Below are 21,822 nucleotides of genomic sequence, written 5' to 3'. Positions count from 1 at the left end.
GCACGCACCTTCAGGAGACAGCAGTGGCCCGGCGCCCCCTCCCCCGCATCCTCAGCAACGGCAGCGCGCAGATCGCCCGAAGCCGGGAGCTGGCCCGGACGGCGGCCGACAGCGCCACCGACGTTCTCCAGCCGCTGATCACGGTCACCCGTGGGCTGCGCCGCCTGGCAGGTGCCGGACAGCGCAAGTGGGTCGAGACCCCCAAGGACCGGCGCGGGCCGCTGCTGTTCCTGGCGGCCACGGTGATCCTGGTCGTGGCGCTGGTGCCGTACGGACCGCTGCTCGCCGCCATCACCCTGATGGCGGCGGCAGCCTGGTACGGCCGCGACCACACCCCGCCGGCGCCCACCGGCCCCGACGAGGCGCAGGTGCGACGCCTCCAATCGCTCTACGAGGCCCTCGTCCCGTACTTCTCCGTGGCCGAGGACCCCGCTCCCCTCTACGCCCACGGCGGCGACTGGGAGAAGGCCTTCCCCACCCACGACTTCGACGACGACGGGCGCGTGTCCCGTCTCCTCGTCCGCTATCCGGCGTACTTCATGGACGGGGAGGTGATGGCCCGCGCCCGGATCGAACAACTGCTGCAGGCCAAGTCGGGCCGTGGCCGCGAGTACCACTTCGCGTGGGAGCAGGAGGGCAACGAACTCACGGTCACCGTGCTGCCGCCGCTCCCCACCGACATCGCCGCCCAGCGCTTCGTCACCGCGCCCGGTGAGACGGTCCTCGGCTTCACCGACCCGGCCGACGTCCAGCGCACGCTTCCCCTCGGCTTCGGCGAGACCCAGCGCGACGTCCCGCCGGTCGTCTGGCGCACCGGCGCCCGCTCGACCGAACCGCACCTGCTCGTCGCGGGTGAGCCGGGCAGCGGTCTGTCCACGCTGGTGCGCTCCATCGCCCTGCAAGCCCTTCAGTACGGAGAGGTCGTCGTCGTCGACGGCGGCGGCACCGGCGAGTACGCGTGCCTGACCGGCCGGGACGGTGTGCTCGCCGTCGAGTCGGGCCTCGCCGGGGCGCTCGCCGGCCTGGAATGGGCGGCGCACGAGACGGAGCGGCGGCTGATCTCCGCGAACCATGCCCGGCAGGCCGGGCAACCCGCCCCCGAGGACACGAAGAACCCGCTCTGGATCCTGCTGGACCGTCCGGGCGCCCTGGGGCATCTCGCCGCCGCCGACGGTCACCGGGATCCCCAGGACCTTCTGGAGGTGCCGTTGCGGCACGGGCGAGCGGCGGGCGTCACGGTCGTCGTGGCCGAGCAGTTCGACAGCCTCGACTCCCTCGGCGAGGCCGTCCGCCAGCACACCCGCGCGCGCGTGGTGCTCGGTTCCGCCTCGCCCCCGCAGCTGGAGGCCGTGCTCGGCTCGCCACCGCACACCACGCCTCCCCAGAACGTGCCGCCCGGCCGGGGATACGCCCGGCTGGGCGCCGGCCCCGTCCTGCGCCTCCAGGTCCCGGCCACCCCCGACCCCTACGACGACGCGACGAGCGAGACGCAGCGCCGCGCCGTGCTGGACCTCCTGCCGGTCCGGACCGCCCCGTCCGAACCGGAGCCGGGGCCGTCGCCGGTCCCGGCCGCGGCGGAACCGGCGCCCGCGGAAGGCTGACCCCCACCCGAAGGATCCCCTCCGATCCCCTCCGATCCCCTCGGATCTCCGACGACGGGCGGGCCCGGCCATGCCGACCCGCCCGTACCCGGCCATGCCGACCCATCTGTGCCCTCCGCCGATCCCGGGGACCGGATCGATCCCTGGCGAGGGACCCTGGCGAGGGGACCGGGGCGCGACCCGGACCTAGGCCACGAACGTGCGCGGGCCCTCGGTCCCCGCGCTCGCCCCCGTCTCCACCAGCCGCGCCGCCGCGGCCAACCGCACCGCCGCCTCCTCCGCGACGGCGCCCCCGACCGTGAACGGCAGTCGCACATACCCCTCGAACGCCCCGTCGACCCCGAAGCGCGGCCCGGACGGGACCCGCACGCCCACCCGCTCCCCCACCTCGGCCAGCCGCGACCCCGACAACCCCCCGGTGCGTACCCACAGCGTCAGACCGCCCCGCGGAACGGAGAACTCCCAGTCGGGCAGCTCCCGGCGGACGGCGGTGACGAGCGCGTCCCGGTTCTCCCGGGCCTGTTCCCGCCGGATCGCCACCGCCTGCTCCCAACCTCCCGTACTGAAAAGCCAGTTCACGGCCAGCTGCTCCAGCACCGGCGTGCCCAGGTCGGCGTACGCGCGCGCGGCGACGAGACTGCGGATCACGTCGGGGGCCGCGCGTACCCAGCCGATCCGCATCCCCGCCCAGAACGCCTTGCTGGCCGACCCGACCGTGATCACCGTGGACCCGGCGGGATCGAAGCCGCACACGGGGCGCGGCATGGAAAGTCCGTCCTCCAGGTGCAGTTCGCTCATCGTCTCGTCGACCACCAGCACGGTCCCGGCGGAACGGGCCGCGTCCACGAGCCGGCGACGCTGGTCCTCGTCCGCGAGGGCACCGGTCGGGTTGTGGAAGTCGGCGACCACATAGGCGAGCCGGGGCGCCGCGTCGCGCAGGACCTGCCGCCAGCGGTCCATGTCCCACCCGGCGAGCCCCTCGGCCATGGCGACGGGCACGAGCCGCGCGCCGGCCTCCCGCATCAGCTGGAGGATGTTGGCGTACGAGGGGGACTCGACGGCGATGCGCTCGCCGCGGCCGGCGAAGAGATGGCAGATGGCGTCGATCGCGCCCATCGCGCCGGTGGTCACCATGATCTGCTCGGGCATCGTCGGAATGCCCCGCCTCGTGTACCCCTCGGCGATCATCGCGCGCAGCGCGGGCAGCCCCGCCGGATAGTCGCCGTGCGTGTGCGCGTACGGGGGAAGTTCCTCCAGGGCGCCCTGGACGGCGCGGGTGAGCCACGGCTCGGGCGCGGGCAGCGAGGCGCAGCCGAGGTCGATCATGGATCCGAGGGCCTCGGGGGGCAGCGGTTCCAGACCACGCGCGGGCAGCGGGTTCCCGGCGGGGACGGCGGTCCAGCTGCCGGCTCCCCTGCGTGACTCCAGGAATCCCTCGCCGCGCAGGGCCTCGTAGGCCGCCGCGACCGTCGTACGGCTGACGGACAGCGCCAACGCGAGTTCCCGCTCGGCGGGCAGCCGCGCGGCGACCGGCACCCGGCCCTCCAGCACGAGGAGCCGCACCCCGTCGGCGAGCGCGCGATAGGCCGGCGGACGCCGGGTGCCCGGCCCCGGAGGGCGTTCCTGCTGGGAGTTGAGCAGCCGGGCGAGCTGCGCGGCACCCATCGCCGATGTCCACTGCGCCATGATGTCCAGTCCACCTTCCCTGGATTGGCCTTGGATGGCGTCCTCCATCAAGCCACAGAATGACATGAGCCAGGCCACTGGCACCACCACACGCACCGCACAGGGCACCACTCAGGGGGGCACGTCATGTCCACATCCGCCGACTCCGCACCGGCCGACCCCGCCGCCGGGTCCCCGGCCTCCTACCCCGCACCACCCGAAGCCCCGCCAGGTGACGAGGCCCCCGCCGAGTCCCCGCGCGCCCGTCCCGGGCCCCTCCGCCCCGAAGCCGGACGGCACCTGCCACGACGCCTCGCCCAGCTGTACGCCGGTCTCGCGCTGTACGGCGCCAGTTCGGCCCTGCTCGTGGAGGCGGGACTCGGCCTGGAGCCCTGGAACGTGCTGCACCAGGGACTGGCCCGGCTGACCGGTCTGACGATCGGCGTGGTGTCGATCTTCGTGGGCGCGGCGGTCCTGCTCCTGTGGATCCCGCTGCGTCAGCGTCCGGGCCTCGGCACGATCTCGAACGTGTTCGTGGTCGGCATCGCGATGGACGGCACGCTCGCCCTCGTACCGGACACGCACACGCTGGCCGTGCGCGTCCCCCTGATGCTGGCGGGCATCGTGCTGAACGGACTCGCGACCGGCCTCTACATCTCCGCCCGTTTCGGTCCGGGGCCGCGCGACGGACTGATGACAGGTCTGCACCGGCGCACGGACCGCTCGATCCGGCTGGTGCGCACGGTCCTGGAGGTCGCCGTGGTCGCGACGGGTTTCACGCTCGGCGGCACGGTCGGTATCGGCACGGTGCTGTACGCCGTCGCGATCGGCCCCCTCGCCCAGTTCTTCCTGCGAGTGTTCGCCGTCCGCCGGGCACCGACCGGCAGCACGGTCTTTGCCACCGGTCAACCGGAGAGCGCGATACTTCCAGGGTGAGCACGCGCATACGTCATCCGTACCTGGACCACCCCGGCCCGATCGCCTTCGCCCACCGCGGCGGGGCGGCGGACGGCCTGGAGAACACCACCGCCCAGTTCCGGCGGGCGGTGGCGACGGGCTACCGCTACATCGAGACGGACGTGCACGCGACGGCGGACGGCAAGCTCGTCGCCTTCCACGACCCGACGCTCGACCGGGTGACGGACGGCGCGGGCCGCATCGCGGACCTCCCGTGGGAGGACGTGAGCCACGCGCGCGTGGCGGGCAAGGAGCCGGTCCCCCTCTTCGAGGAACTCCTCGAGATCTTTCCCGAGGTGCGCTGGAACGTGGACGTCAAGGCCGAGCCCGCCCTCCATCCGCTGCTCAACCTGATCGGCCGCACCGACGCCTGGGACCGCGTCTGCGTCGGCTCCTTCTCCGAGGCGCGCGTCTTCCGCGCCCAGCGCCTGGCCGGTCCGCGCCTGGCCACCTCGTACGGCACCAAGGGCGTCCTGGGGCTGCGGCTGCGGTCGTACGGCATACCGGCCGCGCTGCGCGACTCGGCGATCGCCGCGCAGGTGCCCGAGTCCCAGTCGGGCGTGCCGGTGGTCGACCGGCGCTTCGTGCGCGCCGCCCACGCGCGCGGCCTGCAGGTCCACGTATGGACGGTGAACGACGCGGATCGCATGCACCGGCTCCTGGACCTGGGAGTCGATGGCATCATGACCGATCACATCGACACGCTGCGCAGTGTCCTGGAGGACCGGGGCACCTGGGTCTGAGCCCTCCCGCGCGGTCCGTCCAGCGGGAAGCGAGGGGCACGGGTGCGCACCGACACCGTGCGGGTACGGGGGACCGACGAGGTCGCCGAGCGGCGCCGTGAGCAACGCGGCTGGTACTTCTACGACTGGGCCTGCTCCGTCTACTCGACGAGCGTGCTCACGGTCTTCCTCGGCCCCTATCTGACGTCCGTCGCCAAGCACGCGGCGGACGCGGACGGATTCGTGCACCCGCTGGGGATCCCGATCCGGGCCGGCTCCTTCTTCGCCTACTCGGTCTCCGCCTCCGTCATCCTGTCGATCTTCGTGATGCCCATGGCGGGTGCGGCGGCCGACCGCACGGGCCGCAAGAAGCCGCTGCTCGCCGCCTCCGCCTACCTCGGGGCCGCGGCGACGACGGGCATGTTCTTCCTGGACGGGGACCGCTATCTGCTCGGCGGACTGCTGCTGGTCGTCGCCAACGCCTCGGTGGCCGTGTCGATGGTCCTCTACAACTCCTACCTGCCGCAGATCGCGCCGCCCGAGGAGCGCGACGCGGTCTCGTCCCGCGGCTGGGCCTTCGGCTACGCGGCGGGCTCGCTGGTCCTGATCGCCGACCTCGTCCTGTTCACCGCCCACGACTCCTTCGGCGTCTCCGAGTCGACGGCCGTCAGGATCTGTCTGGCCTCGGCCGGCATCTGGTGGGGCGCCTTCACGCTCGTACCGCTCAGGCGGCTGCGTGACCGCCGTACGGCGCCCGGGGGCAGGACGCCCGCGCACGGGTGGCGGCAGCTGGCGGCCACCGTGCGCGACATGCGCGGAAAACCGCTCACCCTCTCCTTCCTGTTCGCCTACCTGGTCTACAACGACGGCATCCAGACGGTGATCTCGCAGGCGTCGGTGTACGGGTCCGAGGAGCTCGGCCTGAGCCAGTCGACGCTGATCGTCGCCGTGCTGCTGGTACAGGTGCTCGCGGTCGGGGGCGCGCTGGGCATGGGACGGCTGGCACGCACGTACGGGGCCAAACGGACCATCCTCGGTTCACTCGTCGCCTGGACGGTGACACTCGCCGCCGGGTACTTCCTGCCCGCCGGCGCGCCGGTGTGGTTCTTCGTCCTCGCCGCCGGCATCGGGCTGGTCCTGGGCGGCAGCCAGGCCCTGTCCCGCTCCCTGTTCTCGCACCTCGTGCCGCAGGGCAAGGAGGCCGAGTACTTCTCGGCGTACGAGATGAGCGACCGGGGGATGAGCTGGTTGGGCCCGCTTCTGTTCGGTTTGACCTACCAGCTGACGGGAAGTTATCGGGACGCGATCATCTCGCTCGTGGCCTTCTTCGTCATCGGATTCGTGCTGCTGGCGAGGGTTCCGGTGGGCCGGGCGATCCGCGACGCGGGAAATCCCGTACCGGACAGGATTTAGCACCGGAGGCCAAAGGACGGTAGTGTACGCGTTTGGCCTGCCAGGCGTACCGTTACTGCGCGTCAAAGATAGTGAAGCGTTGGGTCACATCTGCTGCCAGATGTGACAAACCGGGTGCCGGTGGGTACAACAAGGGGCGGCTACGACGGCGACGCATGGCCCGGAACGGGAATCTTTACCGCCGACCGGACGTTGACCGGATGACGACGACAGCGACACCTGTCCTGTGGGCGACAAGCCCGGGAGGCACGATTCATGAGTGAGCGAGCTCTTCGCGGCACGCGCCTCGTGGTGACCAGCTACGAGACGGACCGCGGCATCGACCTGGCCCCGCGCCAGGCCGTGGAGTACGCATGCGAGAAGGGGCACCGGTTTGAGATGCCCTTCTCGGTCGAGGCGGAGATTCCGCCGGAGTGGGAGTGCAAGGTCTGCGGGGCCCAGGCACTCCTGGTGGACGGCGACGGCCCTGAGGAAAAGAAGGCCAAGCCCGCGCGTACGCATTGGGACATGCTGATGGAGCGGCGCACCCGAGAGGAACTCGAAGAGGTCCTCGAGGAGCGCCTGGCCGTTCTGCGCTCCGGCGCGATGAACATCGCGGTGCATCCGCGGGACAGCCGCAAGTCCGCGTAGCCCCTCCGGGGGCTGGGTGGCATACACCGCACGCCGAGACCGCGAGCGCCGTACGTACTCCGTACGGGGCTCGCGGTCTCGTGCGTTCCGGCGGACGGCGGCGCCCCGCGACCGGGGCTCCGTGGTGTCCGCCGGACGCGGGGCGCCGGTCGCCGATCAGCCGGTCCTGGCTCGGGGATCAGCCCGTCAGCCCGTCAGCCCGTCAGCCCGTCAGCCCGTCAGCGGAGGATGCGGTCCGGGGTGGGAGGCCGGGCCCGGTCCACGGGGGGTGTCGTCCCGGATGACCTCGCCCTGGACCACCTTGCCGTCCGGGCGGTGCATCCGTGCCTGCTGGAAGGCGTCACCGACGCTGCCGGGTACGGCCGCGCGGATCCGGCGTTCGATGGCGCGCTCGGCGTACCGGCTCAGGACCTTCTGGACGGGCGGGATCAGCAGGAGCAGGCCCACGGCGTCCGAGATGAGGCCCGGCAGCATCAGGAGCAGGCCGCCGAGCATCATCAGCCCGTTGCCGTCGCCGCCCCCGCCCGTGGGGGCCGCACCGCTCTGCTGCTGTCGCAGCGTCTCACTCAGATTGCGGAAGGCACGGCGGCCGGCCCGCTTGACGATCACGGAACCGAGCACGAAACCGGCGACCAGCAGCAGAAGGACCGTGAAGCCGCTCGCCGCACCCGCGACCACGGTCAGCAGCCAGATCTCCAGCACCAGCCAGACGGCGATGCCGAGCGGCAGGAACGTACGCAGCCGGGATCGCCGCGGCCGGGCGGGTTGCGTGGGAGTCGGTGCGCCAGTCGTCATGCCCCCAGTGTGCCTGGGCGCGCCTCAGTTCGGGATAAGCGGATGATCAGCCCCGGCGGCGGGGTCGACCAGGGACCCGCGGGAACCTGCCGGAACCCTCCGGCAGGCCCTACACGGACGGCTTGCGTCCGGTGATCCGGCCGACCCGCTCCCCCACACCCCACGTGGTGACCCGCCACAGGGCCTCCACGAGGATGTCGCGGCTCATCTTGGAGTCACCGAGTTCACGCTCGACGAAGGTGATGGGCACCTCCACGACGTGGTACCCCGCCTTGACGGCACGCCGGGCCAGGTCCACCTGGAAGCAGTACCCCTGGGACGCGACCTCACCGAGTCCGAGGCCCTCCAGGGTCTCCCGCCGGAAGGCCCGGAAGCCGCCGGTGACGTCCCGGATGGGTACGTCGAGCATGAGCCGGGAGTACATGCTGCCGCCGCGCGAGATGAACTCGCGGGACTTGGGCCAGTTCACCACCCGCCCGCCCGGCACCCAGCGCGAGCCGAGAACGAGGTCGGCGCCCTTCAGCGCGGTGAGCAGCCGGGGCAGCTCCTCCGGCTGGTGCGAACCGTCCGCGTCCATCTCGATCAGGACGCCGTAGCCGTGCTCGATGCCCCAGCGGAAGCCGGCGAGATACGCGGCCCCCAGTCCTTCCTTGCCCTTGCGGTGCAGGACCTGGACGTGGTCGTCCTCGACGGCCACCTCGTCGGCCAACTTGCCCGTGCCGTCGGGGCTGTTGTCGTCCGCCACGAGAACGTGCGCGTCGGGCACCGCGGCGCGCACCCGGCCGACGATCTTCTTGATGTTCTCCGCCTCGTTGTAGGTCGGAATGATCACCAAGGCCGTGCCGAGCGGGCCGAACCGCCTCGCCTGGGCTCCTGCCGCGAGGGTCCCGTCGCCGTCGTTCACTACTGCCCCTTCAAGTCCGTACGCAGGGGTCCACCATAGTGGCCGCAGCCTGCACCGACGCATCGGTGCGTCAGTACAGGGGTGTCGATTCGGCAAGAGCCGGGTAAGAGCGCCCTTCCCGCGCCGGAGCACCGCGCCTGCGGATGGGGGCCCGGCGCCCTTCGGGCCGACCAGGCACCCGCTGGCTGCGGGTCGACCGAAAGCCGTTGTCTACTGGACGTCCGGGCCCCACCCGGGTCACACCCTGCCGACAGGCGTGAACGTTCCCTCGCCGTGGCGCCGCCGCTGAGCCTGGTTCCCAGCGGTGGTGCGCCGGTGCGGCACACCGCCCCTGACCCAGCGGCGCTCCGGCGACTGTCGGGAAGTTCTCCGGTCGGACGTCCGGTGGTGGACCCGGCCGAACCTACCGGCCCGTTGCGGCCAGCTGTCAACACTCTCCTGAACTGCGGGCATTGCCTCTCTGACCTGGTCGGCGAGGAGGATGCGCAGGTCGCGCGACGGGACGGCGGGGGTCGATCGCCACCCCGCCGCCCCAGGAGATCACTCGCCCGGCCGTACGAAGACGGTCCGTCCGCCCACGACGGTGCGCAGACAGACGGGCAGGTCGCCGCCGGGGCTCAGGTCGGGCAGCCCGGGGGTGCCGGAGCGGGGGTCCGTGGACCAGCGGGCGACCCGGTCGTCGGGGGTCTGCACCACCAGTTCCTCGGTGCGCCACACGGCGTAGTCCGCGGGCGCGCCCGGCACCAGAACACCCGCGTCGTCACGTCCGATCGCACGCCATCCGCCGCGCGTGTGCGCCGCGAAGGCGGCGCGCACCGACACCCGGTGTTCCGGGGTGCGGTGGAAGGCCGCGGCCCGGACGGTGCCCCACGGGTCGAGCGGGGTGACCGGACTGTCGGAGCCGAAGGCGAGCGGAACGCCGGTGCGCAGCAGGGCCGCCAGCGGATTGAGGGTGCGGGCGCGCTCCACACCGAGGCGCTGGGCGTACATGCCGTCCTCACCGCCCCACAATGCGTCGAAGGCGGGCTGCACGGACGCGGTGAGGCCGAACTCGGCGAAGGAGGCGATCGTCTCCGGTGTCAGCATCTCGGCATGCTCGACACGGTGCCGGGCGGCCCGGACACGGGCCAGGCCGACCTTCTCTGCGGCCGCGCGCACTCCCTCGGTCACCGAGGCCACGGCGGCGTCCCCGATGGCGTGGAAGCCCGCCTGGAGGCCCGCCTCGGTGCAGGCGATGACGTGGGCGGCCACGGCGGCGTCGTCCAGGTACGCGGTGCCGGTGTGTCCGGCGTCGGCGTAGGGCTGATGCAGACAGGCGGTGTACGAGCCGAGGGAGCCGTCGACGAAGAGGTCACCCGCGGCGCCCGCGGCGCCCAGTTCGCGGGCCCTCGCCACCCCCTCCTCACCCTGCTCGGCCCAGTAGCCGACGACCCGGGGGCCGCGCTCCTCGGCGGCGAGCCGCAGCAGGCCGGTGAGGTCGTCCTCGGAGGAGATCTCCGGGCCCGCGCACTCGTGCACGGAGCCGATGCCGACGGAGGCGGCGTGGGCGAGGGCCGCGCGCTGGGCCTCGGTGCGCTGCGCCGCGGTGACGGCGCCGAGAGCGGCGGCGCGGACGGCGTGGTGGGCGTCCCGGGTCAGCGGGCCGTCCTGGTACCCCGGGCGTCCGGTGATGCCGGGGACGAGGTCCAGGAGCGCGGTGGTGGCCACGGCGGAGTGCACGTCGATACGGGAGAGGTAGAGCGGACGGCCGCCGGTGGCCTCGTCGAGTTCGGCGCGCGCCGGAGCGCGGCCGCCGGGCCAGCGGGCCGCGTCCCAGCCGTGGCCGAGCAGGACCCGGTCGGCGGGGCGGGCGGCGGCGAAGTCGCGTACGAGGGCGAGGGCGGCGTCCAGGGAGGGCGCGTCGCTGAGGTCCAGGCCGGTGAGCGCGAGGCCGGTGGCGGTGGTGTGCACGTGGGCGTCGGTGAAGGCCGGGGTGACCAGCGCGCCTTCCAGGTCCACGACCTCGGCGACCCCGTCGGCGAAGGCGTCGGCGGCACCCTCCGAGCCGACCCAGGCGATCTGACCGCGTTCGACGACCATCGCGGTGGCGAAGGGATCGGCGGGGCTGTGGACTTCTCCACCGCGCAGCAGCACGGTGTCGGACGGGGCGGTGCTCTCACTCATGGGGAACAGTCTCGCGCCTGCCCGGTGCCGGTCGTCGCCCGGGTAGGTCGGATGCCGTCGCCCGGGCGGGTCAGATGCGGGGCGGCCGTGCCTCGTACGGTGTCGAAAGGACCACCGTCGTCCGGGTCGACACGCCCGCGAGAGAGCGCAGCCGGGCCAGCAGCTCCTCCAGTTCGTGCGGGGTCGAGACCCGCACCTTGAGGATGTAGTTCTCGTCGCCCGCGACGCTGTGGCAGGCCTCCAGCTCCGGCACGTCCGCGAGGCGTTCCGCGATGTCGTCCGGGGCGCTCGGGTCGAACGGTTTCACCGAGATGAAGGCGGTCAGGGGCAGGCCCACGGCCTCCGGGTCCACCACCGCCGCGTAGCCGCGGATCACGCCGCGCTGCTCGAGCCGGCGCACCCGCTGGTGCACGGCGGACGTGGACAGGCCCGTAGCCTTGCCCAGGTCGGTGTAACTCATCCGCCCGTCTGCGACGAGCAGCTGCACGATCTGTCGGTCCAGCTCCTCCATGGCGCAAGAACCTACAGTGCGCCCGATCCCGCCGGATACCTCTGCGGTGCAGGTCATGCCCGGTTTGTGAGGTGCGGGGGAACGGGTCGCGGGCCACCCGGGGGACAAATCCACCGTGCGGGGCATCTGCGGGCGGCATGTGACGAAGGACACAGTGTCCCGACCGGGTCCGTGATGTTCTCGTGATTACCGCGGAGACCGGACGGGAAATGCTTGCTGTGGTCGAGGCCGCAGCGCCTTGTCGGCCCACCCGAGGGGGAGAAACCACATGCAGAGTCTCAAGCGCCCTGGTCGCACCGCGTTCAAGCGGCAGCAGTCCGCCTTCGAACCCGAGCCGGAGGGCGTCGACACGGACGCCCTCGACGGCGAGGACTTCGACGCCTACGACACCTTCGAGATGGTCCGGGTGATCTGCCCGGACTGCGCGCAGCCCATCGCGCTCCTGGCGGACGAGGAGGTCCTGCCGGAGCACGCGCTGTGCGCCTCGCCGTGGAACCCCTTCGGGCTCACGGTCTGCGCCGGTACGGGCCGTGCCGCGGCCGACGCCCGCTCCGCCGACGAGTCCATGGAGCTTCAGGAGCAGGACACCGCGCTCCTGCTGACGCTTCCTCAGGGTCTCGACTGGCGGACGCAGCCTTTCTCGCACGTCGGCGGCCCGGGGTCGCGGCCGATGCGGGTCCCCGAGATGCGGCGCGAGGCCGCCTGAGCCGCGCGAGCGCTCAGCGGCCGGGCTCCGCGCCCTCCCAGTAGCCTCCCTGCACCATGGCCCGCAGGCTGTCGTGGTGCAGGATCAGGGTGTCCGGGTCCCGGGGGACGGCGATCTCGCCGAAGTGCACCTGCCGGTAGGCGATGCGCAGCATGACGACGGCGTGCCGCAGGGCCGCGTACAGGGTGTAGAAGTCCATGTCGCGCGGTGGGTGGCCGGTGAGTTCGGCATAGCGCCGCTCCACCCGGTCGCGGCGCAGGAACCCGGGCAGGCCGTGCTGGCCGAAGCTCACCGTGAGGTCCTGGAAGAAGCGGTGCAGATAGACGGTCCAGCCGAGGTCGACCTCGCGCGGGGCGGTCGCCGCCATCTCCCAGTCGAGGACGGCCGCGGGTTCGAAGCCGTCGTAGACGACGTTCCCGATGCGCGCGTCACCCCAGTTGAGCACCGTCTCGCCCTCGTCGCGCGGCCACAGTCCTTCGAGCCGGTCGAAGGCGCTCTCGATGAGCGGTGAGCGCGCGCGTCCGTCGACGACCCATGCGTAGTAGGCGCGTTGGGCCTCGACGTGCCGGCGCAGGGGGCTGCCGTCGCCGGGAAGGGACAGGAACCCGGCCGCGGCGACCGGCACCTGGTCGTGGAGCCGGGCGAGCAGTCCGACCGAGGCGGCCTCCAGTCCCGCGCGTTCCCGGTCGCTCGCCGCGTGCAGCCAGTTCCCCTCGTACGTGTAGGGCATGACGTCCGGCGGTACGCGTCCCTCGACCCGTTCCATGACGAAGAAGGGCGCGCCGAGCGGTCCGGGGTCCTCCTCGAGCCACAGCACCCGGGGCACGGGAAGGTCGGTGTGCTCGGCGACCAGCCGCATCGTGCGGTACTGCCGGGGCAGGTCGTACACGGGGAAGACGGTGTACGCCGCCGGGTCCGCCGCCAGCCTCAACGCGCAGGCTTTCAGGGGTGGTTCGGGGTGGTCGATGTCGAACAGCAGGGTCTCGCTGGACATGCCGTTGGACTCGGGGACGGTGACGCGTACCGCCTGGGCGCCGGGGAGGCGCGCGTCGAGCCAGGCGGTCAGCCGCCGGGCGAGTTCGTCCCGGTCCCGGGTGGTCGTGCGCGGGCGGGGTGCCGTGGCCATGTCCACTCCCTTCGGGGCGCGTCCGGGGTCAGGGCGCGACCGAGTCGAATCCGGTGAAGCCGCTCGGGTCGTGCCGCCCGAACGAGCCGTGTTCGAAGATCCCGTGTCCGATCCGCCCGTCCAGAGTGCAGCGGGCGGCGTGGTCGACGACCCCGTACGCGGCGCGCGGGTGAGCGGCCGGGTCGGAGAGGTCGTAGGTGCGGCGGTCCGTCCAGCCGCGGCCGCGCCAGGTGCCGTGCTGCCAGTCGTCGGCGGGCGGATAGCCCGCCCCCACCGCCAGCGGCGAGGAGGTGAGCACCTCGACCTCCAGCCGCAGCGGTGCCCGGTCCCGCGGCCGGGTGAGGTGGATGACCGCCGAGGTGGGCCGGCGGGTGCCTGCCCGGTAGGTGATGTCGGCCTGGGGCCAGCCGAGTTGGAGGTCGCGCGCGCCGTCGCGTACGAGCGTCGCGTCGTTCAGTGACCGGTGGCCGTCGGCGTCCTCCTGGACGACGACCATCAGGAAGCGGTCCTCGAACCGGACCGGGCACCACACCCAGTGGAAGCCCTCCGCCGGGTTCTCGTCCGCGAACCTGCCGCCCTCCTCCCCCGGGACCGGGCGCACGCCCCAGCTCCGGTCGCGGGTGCCGGTCCACCGGCCCGGGGACAGGCGGATCTCCTCGCCGCCGCTCCGGATCCAGCCCTCGCAGTGGCCGGCCTGCACGAAGCGTCTCCCCTCCAGGGTGAGCCGGCCGCCGCGCCGCTGGAGGTGGTGCGGTTCCCAGAGGGCGGGGAAGTCCGCCGTCCAGGTGATCTCGTACGACAGCCCGTCGGGGTCGCCCGGATCGGCCGCGCAGCTCAGCACGAACTCCTTCAGGGGGCGCTCGACGCGGATCCGGAGCGGACCGACGGCCAGTTCCGTCCGGTCGTCCCCGAGCGCGTCCGACGCCCGGACCGCGTGCAGGAGGTCACCCCGCCGCAAGGTGGCGTACGCGTCGATCACCCCGAGGTTCGGATAGACACCGAGCCCCAGGATCAGCAACGTCCGCCCCTGGTGGTCGAAGACGTGGAAGATGCAGCGGTCGTAGGCGTTCCGGTCGCCGGTGGCGACGTGCTTCATGGACAGGGGCACCTGGTGCACGGGGTACTCGTCGAGGGCGACGGGACGGTCGTCGGACATGTCAGGCCTCCCTGGGGGCACGGCAGTCGACCTCCGGACGGAGAAGAGCGGCCCCCGGCCGGGGACTTGACGGTACGTCAGATACGGTCCGGGAGCCAGACATCGCGTCCCGGCCCGGACGCCCGCCGGCGGACAACCGCCCTCGCGCCGACCGGCCGCGGCACCCCGTACGGGCCGGTCGCGAACTCACGCCCGATTGCGCGGTCCGGTGACTTGTCCGGCCACCCGCGCGTTGCCCCGGCATGACCCCCACATATTCGGCGACCGGGCGTGGGCGCCAGATCATCACCCCCGCTACGGCAGAATCGGTTCAGCAGGTTCCCCCGCCCCCGCCGGTCCCGGATCCCCCCATCTACCGCGCCCTGTTGCGCACCTGGGCCGATCGCGGCCGCACACTGCCGGGGCTGCACGACCCGGAGTGGGTCCGGCTGGCGACGCCTCCGGCCGGCCCGTACCGGTTGAGCGCGGGCCGGGACCCGCGAGGTGACGGGCGATGACCATCCGCCCGCTCCTGTCGGCACCCCTGGGACCCCGGTGACCTGCGGTATCCCGGCTTCACGCACACGGGGTTCGACCGGGAAGCCCGCCGTGCGGCCGCATCCGCCGGGCGACCGACCAGCGGCCGGCGCGCCGCGAGGGTTCCCGGCCGGAGGCTTCACGACCCCCGTCGACAGCCGGTCGCCCGGGCAGCGGGAAATTGGTCCGAACCATTGACGGAGTGGTCTAGTCCTCCTACCGTTCCCCACGCACGCCATCGCGTGCATGCCAAACAGCGCCCGTTCCCCTCTCCCCCACGAGGAGACTCGATGCTCACACCGCACCGCTCCCGCTTCCGGGACCGCCCCCGGGATCCGCGCCCCGGCCGCCCGGGGCGTGCCCCCGTCCGGTCGCTCCTGTCCGCCGTGTGCTGCGCCGTCCTCGGCGCGGGGCTGCTGGCCGGCGCCGGGACCGCGACGGCCACGGAGTCCGGCACTGCCCGCACCGCCACGGCACCCCGTACCGCCCAGGCCGCCGCGGCCGGCTCGAAGGTCGTCGGCTACTTCACCGAATGGGGCGTCTACGACCGGAACTACCACGTCAAGAACATCCAGACGTCCAGCTCGGCCGCCAAGCTCACCCACATCAACTACGCCTTCGGCAACGTCACCGGTGGCAAGTGCGCCATGGGTGACGCCTACGCGGCGACCGACAAGGCGTACACCGCCGACCAGTCGGTGGACGGTGTCGCCGACACCTGGGACCAGCCGCTGCGGGGCAACTTCAACCAGCTGCGCAAGCTGAAGAAGCTGCACCCGAACCTCAAGGTGCTCTGGTCGTTCGGCGGTTGGACCTGGTCCAGCGGCTTCGGCGAGGCGGCCAGGAACCCGGCGGCGTTCGCCCAGTCCTGCTACGACCTGGTCGAGAACTCCAAGTGGGCGGACGTCTTCGACGGCATCGACATCGATTGGGAGTACCCGAACGCCTGCGGCAACACCTGTGACACCAGCGGCAAGGCGGCGTACAAGAACCTGATGGCGGCACTGCGCGCCAGGTTCGGCGGCGCGCTGGTCACCTCCGCGATCTCCGCCGACGCCACCAGCGGCGGAAAGATCGACGCGGCCGACTACGCGGGCGCGGCGCAGTACGTCGACTGGTACAACCCGATGACGTACGACTACTTCGGCGCCTGGGACGCGGCCGGACCCACGGCCCCGCACTCGCCACTGAACTCGTACACGGGCATTCCCAAGGCGGGGTTCCACACCTCCGCCACGATCGCGAAGCTCAGGGGCCTCGGCATCCCGGCCTCGAAGCTGCTGCTGGGCATCGGCTTCTACGGCCACGGCTGGACCGGCGTGACCCAGGCGGCCCCCGGCGGTACGGCCACCGGCCCCGCGGCGGGAACCTACGAGCAGGGCACCGAGGACTACAAGGTGCTCAGGACGAAGTGCCCGGCGACAGGCACCGTCGGCGGTACGGCCTACGCCAAGTGCGGTAACAACTGGTGGAGTTACGACACCCCGTCGACCATCGCCGGGAAGATGACGTACAAGAACCAGCAGGGCCTGGGCGGCACGTTCTTCTGGGAGCTCAGCGGTGACACCGCGAACGGTGAGCTGATCAGGTCGATCGACTAGGCCGGCGGCAGCCGCTGTTCACCTGTCACGGCGCCGGCGCCACGGCGGGCGGGCACCGCGCTCGGGGCGGGGGTCCAACGGGCCCCCGCCCCTCCCTCAGGAGTCCCGGCGGGCGGACTGCGGGGCCCGATAGGCGGGCTCGATCTCCTCGACCGCGCGCATCGCGCCGCCCAGGGTCTTCACCAGCAGCTCGCGCATCGTGTCGCGGGGCAGGGTCGGGTGGCCGATCCAGTCGAGGGTCGCGCCCTCGACGCTGTGGAGCCAGGCGAGCAACGCCATCCGGGGCAGCGGTGCGATCTTGCGTCTGCCGTAGGCCCCCTCGGCGATGGTCTCGACGATCACCTCGCGCACGCCCTCCCGGATGGCCTGCACCTCGGTGTCGAAGCCGACCCCACCCGTGATGATCGTGCGGTACGCGGCCTGGTTGTGCTCGGCGTAGCGGAGATAGCCGTCGATGGTGCGGTGCACCCGCTCGGCCGGGGGCAGTTCGAGGCCGCCGGACGCCCGGGAGACCAGGTCGGCGACCGAGTCCTCGACGATCGCGAGGTAGTAGCCGCGCTTGGACTTGAAGTAGTAGTAGATCAGCCCTTTGGCGACGTGCGCCTGCCGTGCGATGTCGTCCATCGAGAGTGCGTCGTAGGACGTGTCCGCGAACAACTTCCGCCCGATGGCGATCAGTTCGGTGCGGCGTGCCAGCGAACGATCGGTGCCGCGCGCCCGGGGGCGGTCGACAGCACGCTGTTGACTATGATTCAATTCCGGCCCTAGTCTCCGACTGCCAGCGGGACGTTGGCAGTATGACAGACCGATGCCACCTGCTCGTTCGACTCCGATCGACCGGCCGGACCCGCTCTCGGCGGGGTGGCGGGACGATCAGCTCACAGCAGTCCGAGCTGGGTGACGAGCATCGCCAGGACCACGACAAAGGTCCAGCCCACGACGTGTTCGAGGATCTTGGGGCCGTCGTCCTTGGGGCCGCCGGTGCGGGCACGGACACGGGGGGCGCTGGCGGAGGTCGCGGTCATGGCTTCTCGCAGACGTAGGCGTGCGGTCGGATCCCCGCCCCTGACCGGCTCCCCACCGACCCGACCACCTTGCCACCGGAACGGGTTTCAGCGGTAGAGACCTTGGTCACCCCTCGCCACGCCGGACACTTCGACCACCGTCGAATCGCTCCGGTTTCCGCAACGGTGTGCGCCAGGTGTGGGTCTCCTCACAGGACAGTGGTCAGCCAACCGAAAGGTCCTCGATGAGCACGTTCCGGACGCCTCACCACGGAGCCCGCCTCGCCCTGGCCACGGCGATCACGGTGGCAGCCGCCCTGACGGGGCCGGTCTCCCGGGCCGCGACCCCCTCGGCCGCCGGTTCCTCCCCTTCCGCCGGCTCCTCCCCCGCCACCGGGCCCTCCCCGGGTGCCGCGGGCCTCGGCGACCCGGTCTTCCCGCTCGACGGCAACGGCGGCTACCGGGTCAACCGCTATCTCCTCGACTTCGACTGGCAGGCACCCGGGACGCCCTTCGAGGCGGCCACCGCGGTCAGGGCGACCGCCACCCAGGCCTTGTCCCGCTTCGACCTGGACTTCGCGGGCAACACCCTGCACACGGTGACCGTGAACGGGACCACGGCGACGGCCGTGCGCGACGGCGACGAACTGGTGATCACCCCGGCCGAGCCGCTCGCCGAGGGCGAGCCGTTCACGGTGAAGGTCACCTACACCGCCGATCCCACCCGGATACGCCACCGCGACGACGCCATCGAGGACTACGGCTGGATCCCCACCCCCGACGGCACCGTGCTCTACCCGCAGCCCGACGGCGCCAAGATGATCTTCCCTTCGAACGACCACCCCAGTCAGCGCGCGCCGATCACCTTCCACATCACCACCCCGCCCGGCCTGAGCGCCGTGGCCAACGGGAAGCTCACCGGCCGCGCCGAAGAGGCGGACGGGCGGGTGCGGTGGACGTACGACTCCGGGCAGCCGCTCGCGACCCAGCTGGCGCAGCTCGCGATCGGCAGGTTCACCTTCGCCGACAGCACCGGCCCGCACGGGCTGCCCCTGCGCGACGTCGTCCCGGACGGTCTGGTCGCGGCCACCGAGCAGTACCGCAAGCTCACCACCGACCACATCGCGTGGCTGGAGGAGCGGCTCGGTCCCTACCCCTTCGCCCGGTACGGCCTGCTCGTCGGCGACACCGACCTGGGAGTCGCGCTGGAGAGCCAGACGCTCTCCCTGATCCCGAAGGCCGACCTGCTCGGCGACCGGGTGAGCGCCGAACGCAACCTGGTGCACGAGCTCACCCACCAGTGGACCGGCGACAGCGTCGGCATCAGGACCTGGTCCGACCTGTGGCTGAGCGAGGGACACGCCCGCTTCTACGAGCGCCTGTACTCGCAGGAGCACGGCGGCGACAGCTTCGAGGCCACGATGAGGACGGCGTACGCCGCCCACGACCAGTGGCGGCACGACTACGGCGCCCCGGCCGAACCGACCGAACCGAACCTCTTCAAGCGGATGCGGTACGACGGCTCGGCGCTCGTCCTGTACGCCCTGCGCGAGAAGGTCGGCCCGGCGGTCTTCGGGAAGATCGAGCGGGCCTGGGTGACCCGGTACCGAGGGAAGACCGCCGGCACACAGGACTACATCGGCCTGGCCTCGAAAATCGCGGGCCGGGACCTGAACGGATTCCTGCGCCCCTGGCTGTACGGCGCGAAGACCCCGCCGATGCCGAACCACCCGGACTGGGTGGTCGAGCCGGGCCAGGGCTGAACCGAGGGGGCGGCCCGCTTCCGGGGCAGCCCCCTCCTCACCGGACGCCGACCGCCGCGAGCGCCTGGCGCTGCCGCTGGGTCGGCTGCGCGGGGAAGTACAGGTAGCAGACGCCTCCCGTGCCGGAGACGACGTTGCCCGAGGCGTTGTACCGCTTGGTGCGCAGCCAGATCGTCTCCCACTCGGACCGCCGGTAGACGCGGCGGACCGCGGCGTCGTCCGGCGAGGCCGGGTCGTTGGCGATCACGTCGCCGTCCGCGGTGAAGCCGACGACGGTCATGAGATGGCCCGAGGTGCCGTAACCCGCCCCGGTCAGTTCCGACTTGAGGAAGGACTGGGACGTGATGGCCGGGATGCCGGCCGCGATCAGGGTCTCCAGGTCGGCGAGCGAGCCGAGGCGCGTCACCACGGCCTGCATGTCCCGGTACGTCGCCGCGTAGGCGGCGTTGAACGGCCAGTTGCCGCAGCCGTCGTACTGGTAGTCGTAGGTGTTTCGGGCCGCGTGGCACACCTGCGGGTCGGCCAGGCCCGGGGCGACCCAGGCCAGTTGTTCCGCCGTCGGCCGGCGCCCCCAGTACTCGATGATCATCTGCGAGGAGGTGGGGCTGCACCAGGCCTCGCCGCCGTTGTCGTACTCGGGGTACTGGCCGGCGTGGATCTCCTGCGAGTAGCGCGGCACCTTCAGCTCGCGGGCGAGCCCGGGAGCCGAGGCCGGGACGGTGAAGCGGTCGGGGATGTCGGAGCCCATCGCGCCGAGCCGCCAGACGGTGGGAGTGGCCCCGGAACCCGGCGCGCGATACAGCGTCAGGCGCAGCCGGTACGAGACGAGGCGCAGGCCCGAGGCGGCGTCGTCGATGGCGAAGGTGTCCGTCCAGACGCTGCTTCTGCCGTCCTTCTGGCCGTCGACGGAGGTCCGCCTGATGTCCTGGTCGCCGGCCGCCCACCGGCCCATCACGTACCAGGGCGTCGCGGTGCCGTCGGAGTAGGTGCCGGTGAGTTCGACCTGGAGCCAGGTGCCCGCCGGGGTCCGCGCGTTCCACGAGGCGATGGCCTCGGTGGCGGGGACGGCGAGCCGGTGGACCGGGGAGGTCCAGGTCGCGTACTCCCAGGTGACCGTCCGGCCGGTGTGCGGATCCGGGTAGGGCGCCTTGCCCGCCGGGGAGGCGATCACGAGGCCCGGCCGGGTGCCCGACACGGCCCGGGTGCCTTTCGCGGTACCGGACCGCCAGTCGGCGTACGAGGTCCAGGCGTGGTTGTCCACGGCGCGCGCGGGCGTGTGCCCCCGGCGGGCCTCCGCGGAGCGTGCTTCCGCCGCCACGGCCGGAGTGGCCGCGGCACCGGTCGCCGCCGCGGCGACCGCCGCGGCCAGAACGGTTCTGCGGGACGGCTCTGAAGCTCTGGTCATGGGTGGGTGACCCCCCGTTCGTCCGGTAGCGGCAATTCTCAACTATGAACACGGTGAGGCGACTTCTGCCAGCACTTCGGGCCGTGCCACGCCCACCAATATTGGTCGGGACCACTGGCGTGACCTGCGAAGCCGACGCACGACCGGACTCCGGCCGCGCCGAAAGCGCGGGAATGGACCCCATCGGCGTGGATTCCCGTCCACTTTCCCCGGGCGACTCCGTGAATTTCCCGGAATCCCCGCCGGGCCTTTCTCCGCCTCTTCTCCGCCACTCCCCCGGATTTTCCCGGGGCCCCTCCCCCGCACCTTCTCGACGCGCTTTCCGGGTCGCCGATCCGGCCGAAATCGACCCGGCCTAAAATGATCCCGCGCATCACCGCACACACCCCACCGGACCCGGGACCACCCATTCACGCTCTCGCCTCCCAGCTGCGCCGGCTGCCGCCCTCCGCCGGCCCCGTCCGCCTGATCGGCGTCGACGGGCACGCGGGCTCCGGGAAGACCACGTTCACGGGACGGCTGGCCGCGGCCCTGGGCGGCGCGCCCGTACTGCACCTCGACGACATCGCGACGCACGAGGAGCTCTTCGACTGGACGGCCCGCCTGCTGGACCAGGTGATCGAGCCGCTGGGCCGCGGCACGGCGGCGCGCTACACCCCGTACGACTGGACGGCCAGGGGCTTCGGGCCGGTACGTGAGCTGCCACCCGCACCCGTGGTCCTGCTGGAGGGCGTCGGCGCCGGACGCCGGGCGCTGCGCCCGTATCTCGCGCGGCTGCTGTGGATGGAACTGCCCCGCGACGAGGCCTGGACACGGGGGCGCCGGCGGGACGGCGAGGCGCAGAGCGCGTTCTGGACCGAGTGGGTCGCCGCGGAACGTCGGCATTTCGCCGAAGACCCCTCAAGGCCCTTCGCGGATCTTCTGGTGCGGCAGTGTTCCGAGGGATACGAGGTGTTTTCGGGGCCTGCCGGGACCCCTGGACCGGACCAGTTCATCACGCACGGTGACGGACCATCCGCAATGTGCTGAACTCGTGAAGACCCTTGTGGGAGAACTTCCGCCAGTGCCTCAACTCGGCTTGACCGAGGGGCCGTACAGGACTTACGTTCTGAATGTGCGGCCCTTCGAGGTCGCCCCGCAGACGCGAAGCCCCCGGTTGTTCCCCCGTGATCGGGGGCTTCGTT

At 72.2% G+C, this 21,822-nt stretch carries 19 protein-coding genes; 9 read left to right on the top strand and 10 right to left on the bottom strand.

Annotated elements, in window-relative coordinates; translation table 11 throughout:
- The first annotated feature begins 23 nt into the window (after nt 1-23).
- Nucleotides 24-1,601 (top strand): hypothetical protein, encoded by a 1,578-nt coding sequence (locus tag GFH48_RS32980; RefSeq protein ID WP_153291737.1) that lies wholly within the window; start codon nt 24-26, stop codon nt 1,599-1,601.
- A gap of 186 nt (nt 1,602-1,787) precedes the next feature.
- Here GFH48_RS32980 and GFH48_RS32975 read toward each other — a convergent pair whose 3' ends face one another.
- Entirely contained in the window at nt 1,788-3,287 is a 1,500-nt protein-coding gene (locus tag GFH48_RS32975) for an SCO1417 family PLP biosynthesis transcription factor (RefSeq protein ID WP_153291736.1), read from the bottom strand.
- A gap of 126 nt (nt 3,288-3,413) precedes the next feature.
- On the opposite strand from GFH48_RS32975, the gene yczE reads away from it, so the two are divergent.
- From yczE to GFH48_RS32955, 4 genes are all read left to right on the top strand, one after another.
- Nucleotides 3,414-4,202 (top strand): membrane protein YczE, encoded by a 789-nt coding sequence (gene yczE, locus GFH48_RS32970; protein ID WP_228121058.1) that lies wholly within the window; start codon nt 3,414-3,416, stop codon nt 4,200-4,202.
- Nucleotides 4,199-4,966 carry a glycerophosphodiester phosphodiesterase gene (locus GFH48_RS32965; RefSeq protein WP_153291735.1) on the top strand — a complete coding sequence of 256 codons (768 nt, stop codon included), beginning with the start codon at nt 4,199-4,201 and terminating at the stop codon, nt 4,964-4,966. Before yczE ends, GFH48_RS32965 begins: the two co-directional genes overlap by 4 nt.
- A gap of 42 nt (nt 4,967-5,008) precedes the next feature.
- On the top strand, nt 5,009-6,358 hold the full coding sequence (locus GFH48_RS32960) for an MFS transporter (RefSeq protein ID WP_153291734.1): 1,350 nt from the start codon (nt 5,009-5,011) through the stop codon (nt 6,356-6,358).
- Nucleotides 6,359-6,613: 255 nt separating this feature from the next.
- Entirely contained in the window at nt 6,614-6,988 is a 375-nt protein-coding gene (locus tag GFH48_RS32955) for an RNA polymerase-binding protein RbpA (protein ID WP_003977404.1), read from the top strand.
- Nucleotides 6,989-7,198: 210 nt separating this feature from the next.
- On the opposite strand, the gene fxsA is transcribed toward GFH48_RS32955, so the two are convergent.
- The 4 genes from fxsA to GFH48_RS32935 form a co-directional block, all read right to left on the bottom strand.
- The gene (fxsA, locus tag GFH48_RS32950; protein WP_153291733.1) at nt 7,199-7,783 is read right to left on the bottom strand and encodes an FxsA family membrane protein; all 585 of its coding nucleotides are present in this window, start codon (nt 7,781-7,783) and stop codon (nt 7,199-7,201) included.
- Between the two features lie 109 nt (nt 7,784-7,892).
- Nucleotides 7,893-8,687: a polyprenol monophosphomannose synthase gene (locus GFH48_RS32945; RefSeq protein ID WP_194280741.1), complete on the bottom strand. Its 795-nt coding sequence runs from the start codon at nt 8,685-8,687 to the stop codon at nt 7,893-7,895.
- A 540-nt stretch (nt 8,688-9,227) separates the two neighbouring features.
- Entirely contained in the window at nt 9,228-10,850 is a 1,623-nt protein-coding gene (locus GFH48_RS32940) for an amidohydrolase (RefSeq protein ID WP_153291731.1), read from the bottom strand.
- Between the two features lie 70 nt (nt 10,851-10,920).
- The gene (locus tag GFH48_RS32935; protein WP_153291730.1) at nt 10,921-11,361 is read right to left on the bottom strand and encodes an Lrp/AsnC family transcriptional regulator; all 441 of its coding nucleotides are present in this window, start codon (nt 11,359-11,361) and stop codon (nt 10,921-10,923) included.
- 268 nt (nt 11,362-11,629) lie between these two features.
- Here GFH48_RS32935 and GFH48_RS32930 point away from each other — a divergent pair, with 268 nt between their 5' ends.
- On the top strand, nt 11,630-12,067 hold the full coding sequence (locus tag GFH48_RS32930) for a hypothetical protein (protein WP_153291729.1): 438 nt from the start codon (nt 11,630-11,632) through the stop codon (nt 12,065-12,067).
- Between the two features lie 13 nt (nt 12,068-12,080).
- Here the strand turns inward: GFH48_RS32930 and GFH48_RS32925 are convergent, their stop codons facing one another.
- Complete coding sequence (locus GFH48_RS32925; RefSeq protein ID WP_153291728.1) at nt 12,081-13,193, bottom strand: phosphotransferase family protein; 1,113 nt, start codon at nt 13,191-13,193, stop codon at nt 12,081-12,083.
- A 28-nt stretch (nt 13,194-13,221) separates the two neighbouring features.
- A complete protein-coding gene (locus GFH48_RS32920; RefSeq protein ID WP_153291727.1) occupies nt 13,222-14,349 on the bottom strand; it encodes a hypothetical protein in 1,128 nt (375 codons plus the stop codon).
- A gap of 806 nt (nt 14,350-15,155) precedes the next feature.
- Here GFH48_RS32920 and GFH48_RS32915 point away from each other — a divergent pair.
- Nucleotides 15,156-16,466, top strand: coding sequence for a glycoside hydrolase family 18 protein (locus tag GFH48_RS32915; protein ID WP_153291726.1), 1,311 nt, complete (start codon nt 15,156-15,158; stop codon nt 16,464-16,466).
- Between the two features lie 96 nt (nt 16,467-16,562).
- Here GFH48_RS32915 and GFH48_RS32910 read toward each other — a convergent pair whose 3' ends face one another.
- The gene (locus GFH48_RS32910) at nt 16,563-17,222 is read right to left on the bottom strand and encodes a TetR/AcrR family transcriptional regulator (protein ID WP_153291725.1); all 660 of its coding nucleotides are present in this window, start codon (nt 17,220-17,222) and stop codon (nt 16,563-16,565) included.
- Nucleotides 17,223-17,344: 122 nt separating this feature from the next.
- Nucleotides 17,345-17,491 carry an SCO1431 family membrane protein gene (locus tag GFH48_RS32905; RefSeq protein ID WP_153291724.1) on the bottom strand — a complete coding sequence of 49 codons (147 nt, stop codon included), beginning with the start codon at nt 17,489-17,491 and terminating at the stop codon, nt 17,345-17,347.
- Nucleotides 17,492-17,715: 224 nt separating this feature from the next.
- On the opposite strand from GFH48_RS32905, the gene GFH48_RS32900 reads away from it, so the two are divergent.
- Nucleotides 17,716-19,233, top strand: a complete 1,518-nt coding sequence (locus GFH48_RS32900; protein ID WP_153291723.1) for a M1 family metallopeptidase — start codon at nt 17,716-17,718, stop codon at nt 19,231-19,233.
- A gap of 37 nt (nt 19,234-19,270) precedes the next feature.
- On the opposite strand, the gene GFH48_RS32895 is transcribed toward GFH48_RS32900, so the two are convergent.
- Nucleotides 19,271-20,638: a peptidase C39 family protein gene (locus GFH48_RS32895; protein ID WP_153291722.1), complete on the bottom strand. Its 1,368-nt coding sequence runs from the start codon at nt 20,636-20,638 to the stop codon at nt 19,271-19,273.
- Nucleotides 20,639-20,998: 360 nt separating this feature from the next.
- On the opposite strand from GFH48_RS32895, the gene GFH48_RS32890 reads away from it, so the two are divergent.
- Nucleotides 20,999-21,667: a uridine kinase family protein gene (locus tag GFH48_RS32890; protein ID WP_153291721.1), complete on the top strand. Its 669-nt coding sequence runs from the start codon at nt 20,999-21,001 to the stop codon at nt 21,665-21,667.
- Nucleotides 21,668-21,822 lie beyond the last annotated feature (155 nt).

Origin of the sequence: Streptomyces fagopyri (genome assembly GCF_009498275.1) — a bacterium.
Taxonomy (GTDB): Bacteria; Actinomycetota; Actinomycetes; order Streptomycetales; family Streptomycetaceae; genus Streptomyces; species Streptomyces fagopyri.
This window is presented reverse-complemented; position numbering and strand designations above follow the sequence as displayed.

Coding starts and splice junctions, on each gene's coding strand:
- GFH48_RS32975 (WP_153291736.1), bottom strand. CDS start 3,287: ATGGCGCAGTGGACATCGGCGATGGGTGCCGCGCAGCTCGCCCGGCTG.
- yczE (WP_228121058.1), top strand. CDS start 3,414: ATGTCCACATCCGCCGACTCCGCACCGGCCGACCCCGCCGCCGGGTCC.
- GFH48_RS32955 (WP_003977404.1), top strand. CDS start 6,614: ATGAGTGAGCGAGCTCTTCGCGGCACGCGCCTCGTGGTGACCAGCTAC.
- fxsA (WP_153291733.1), bottom strand. CDS start 7,783: ATGACGACTGGCGCACCGACTCCCACGCAACCCGCCCGGCCGCGGCGA.
- GFH48_RS32940 (WP_153291731.1), bottom strand. CDS start 10,850: ATGAGTGAGAGCACCGCCCCGTCCGACACCGTGCTGCTGCGCGGTGGA.
- GFH48_RS32935 (WP_153291730.1), bottom strand. CDS start 11,361: ATGGAGGAGCTGGACCGACAGATCGTGCAGCTGCTCGTCGCAGACGGG.
- GFH48_RS32930 (WP_153291729.1), top strand. CDS start 11,630: ATGCAGAGTCTCAAGCGCCCTGGTCGCACCGCGTTCAAGCGGCAGCAG.
- GFH48_RS32925 (WP_153291728.1), bottom strand. CDS start 13,193: ATGGCCACGGCACCCCGCCCGCGCACGACCACCCGGGACCGGGACGAA.
- GFH48_RS32920 (WP_153291727.1), bottom strand. CDS start 14,349: ATGTCCGACGACCGTCCCGTCGCCCTCGACGAGTACCCCGTGCACCAG.
- GFH48_RS32915 (WP_153291726.1), top strand. CDS start 15,156: ATGCTCACACCGCACCGCTCCCGCTTCCGGGACCGCCCCCGGGATCCG.
- GFH48_RS32905 (WP_153291724.1), bottom strand. CDS start 17,491: ATGACCGCGACCTCCGCCAGCGCCCCCCGTGTCCGTGCCCGCACCGGC.
- GFH48_RS32900 (WP_153291723.1), top strand. CDS start 17,716: ATGAGCACGTTCCGGACGCCTCACCACGGAGCCCGCCTCGCCCTGGCC.
- GFH48_RS32895 (WP_153291722.1), bottom strand. CDS start 20,638: ATGACCAGAGCTTCAGAGCCGTCCCGCAGAACCGTTCTGGCCGCGGCG.
- GFH48_RS32890 (WP_153291721.1), top strand. CDS start 20,999: ATGATCCCGCGCATCACCGCACACACCCCACCGGACCCGGGACCACCC.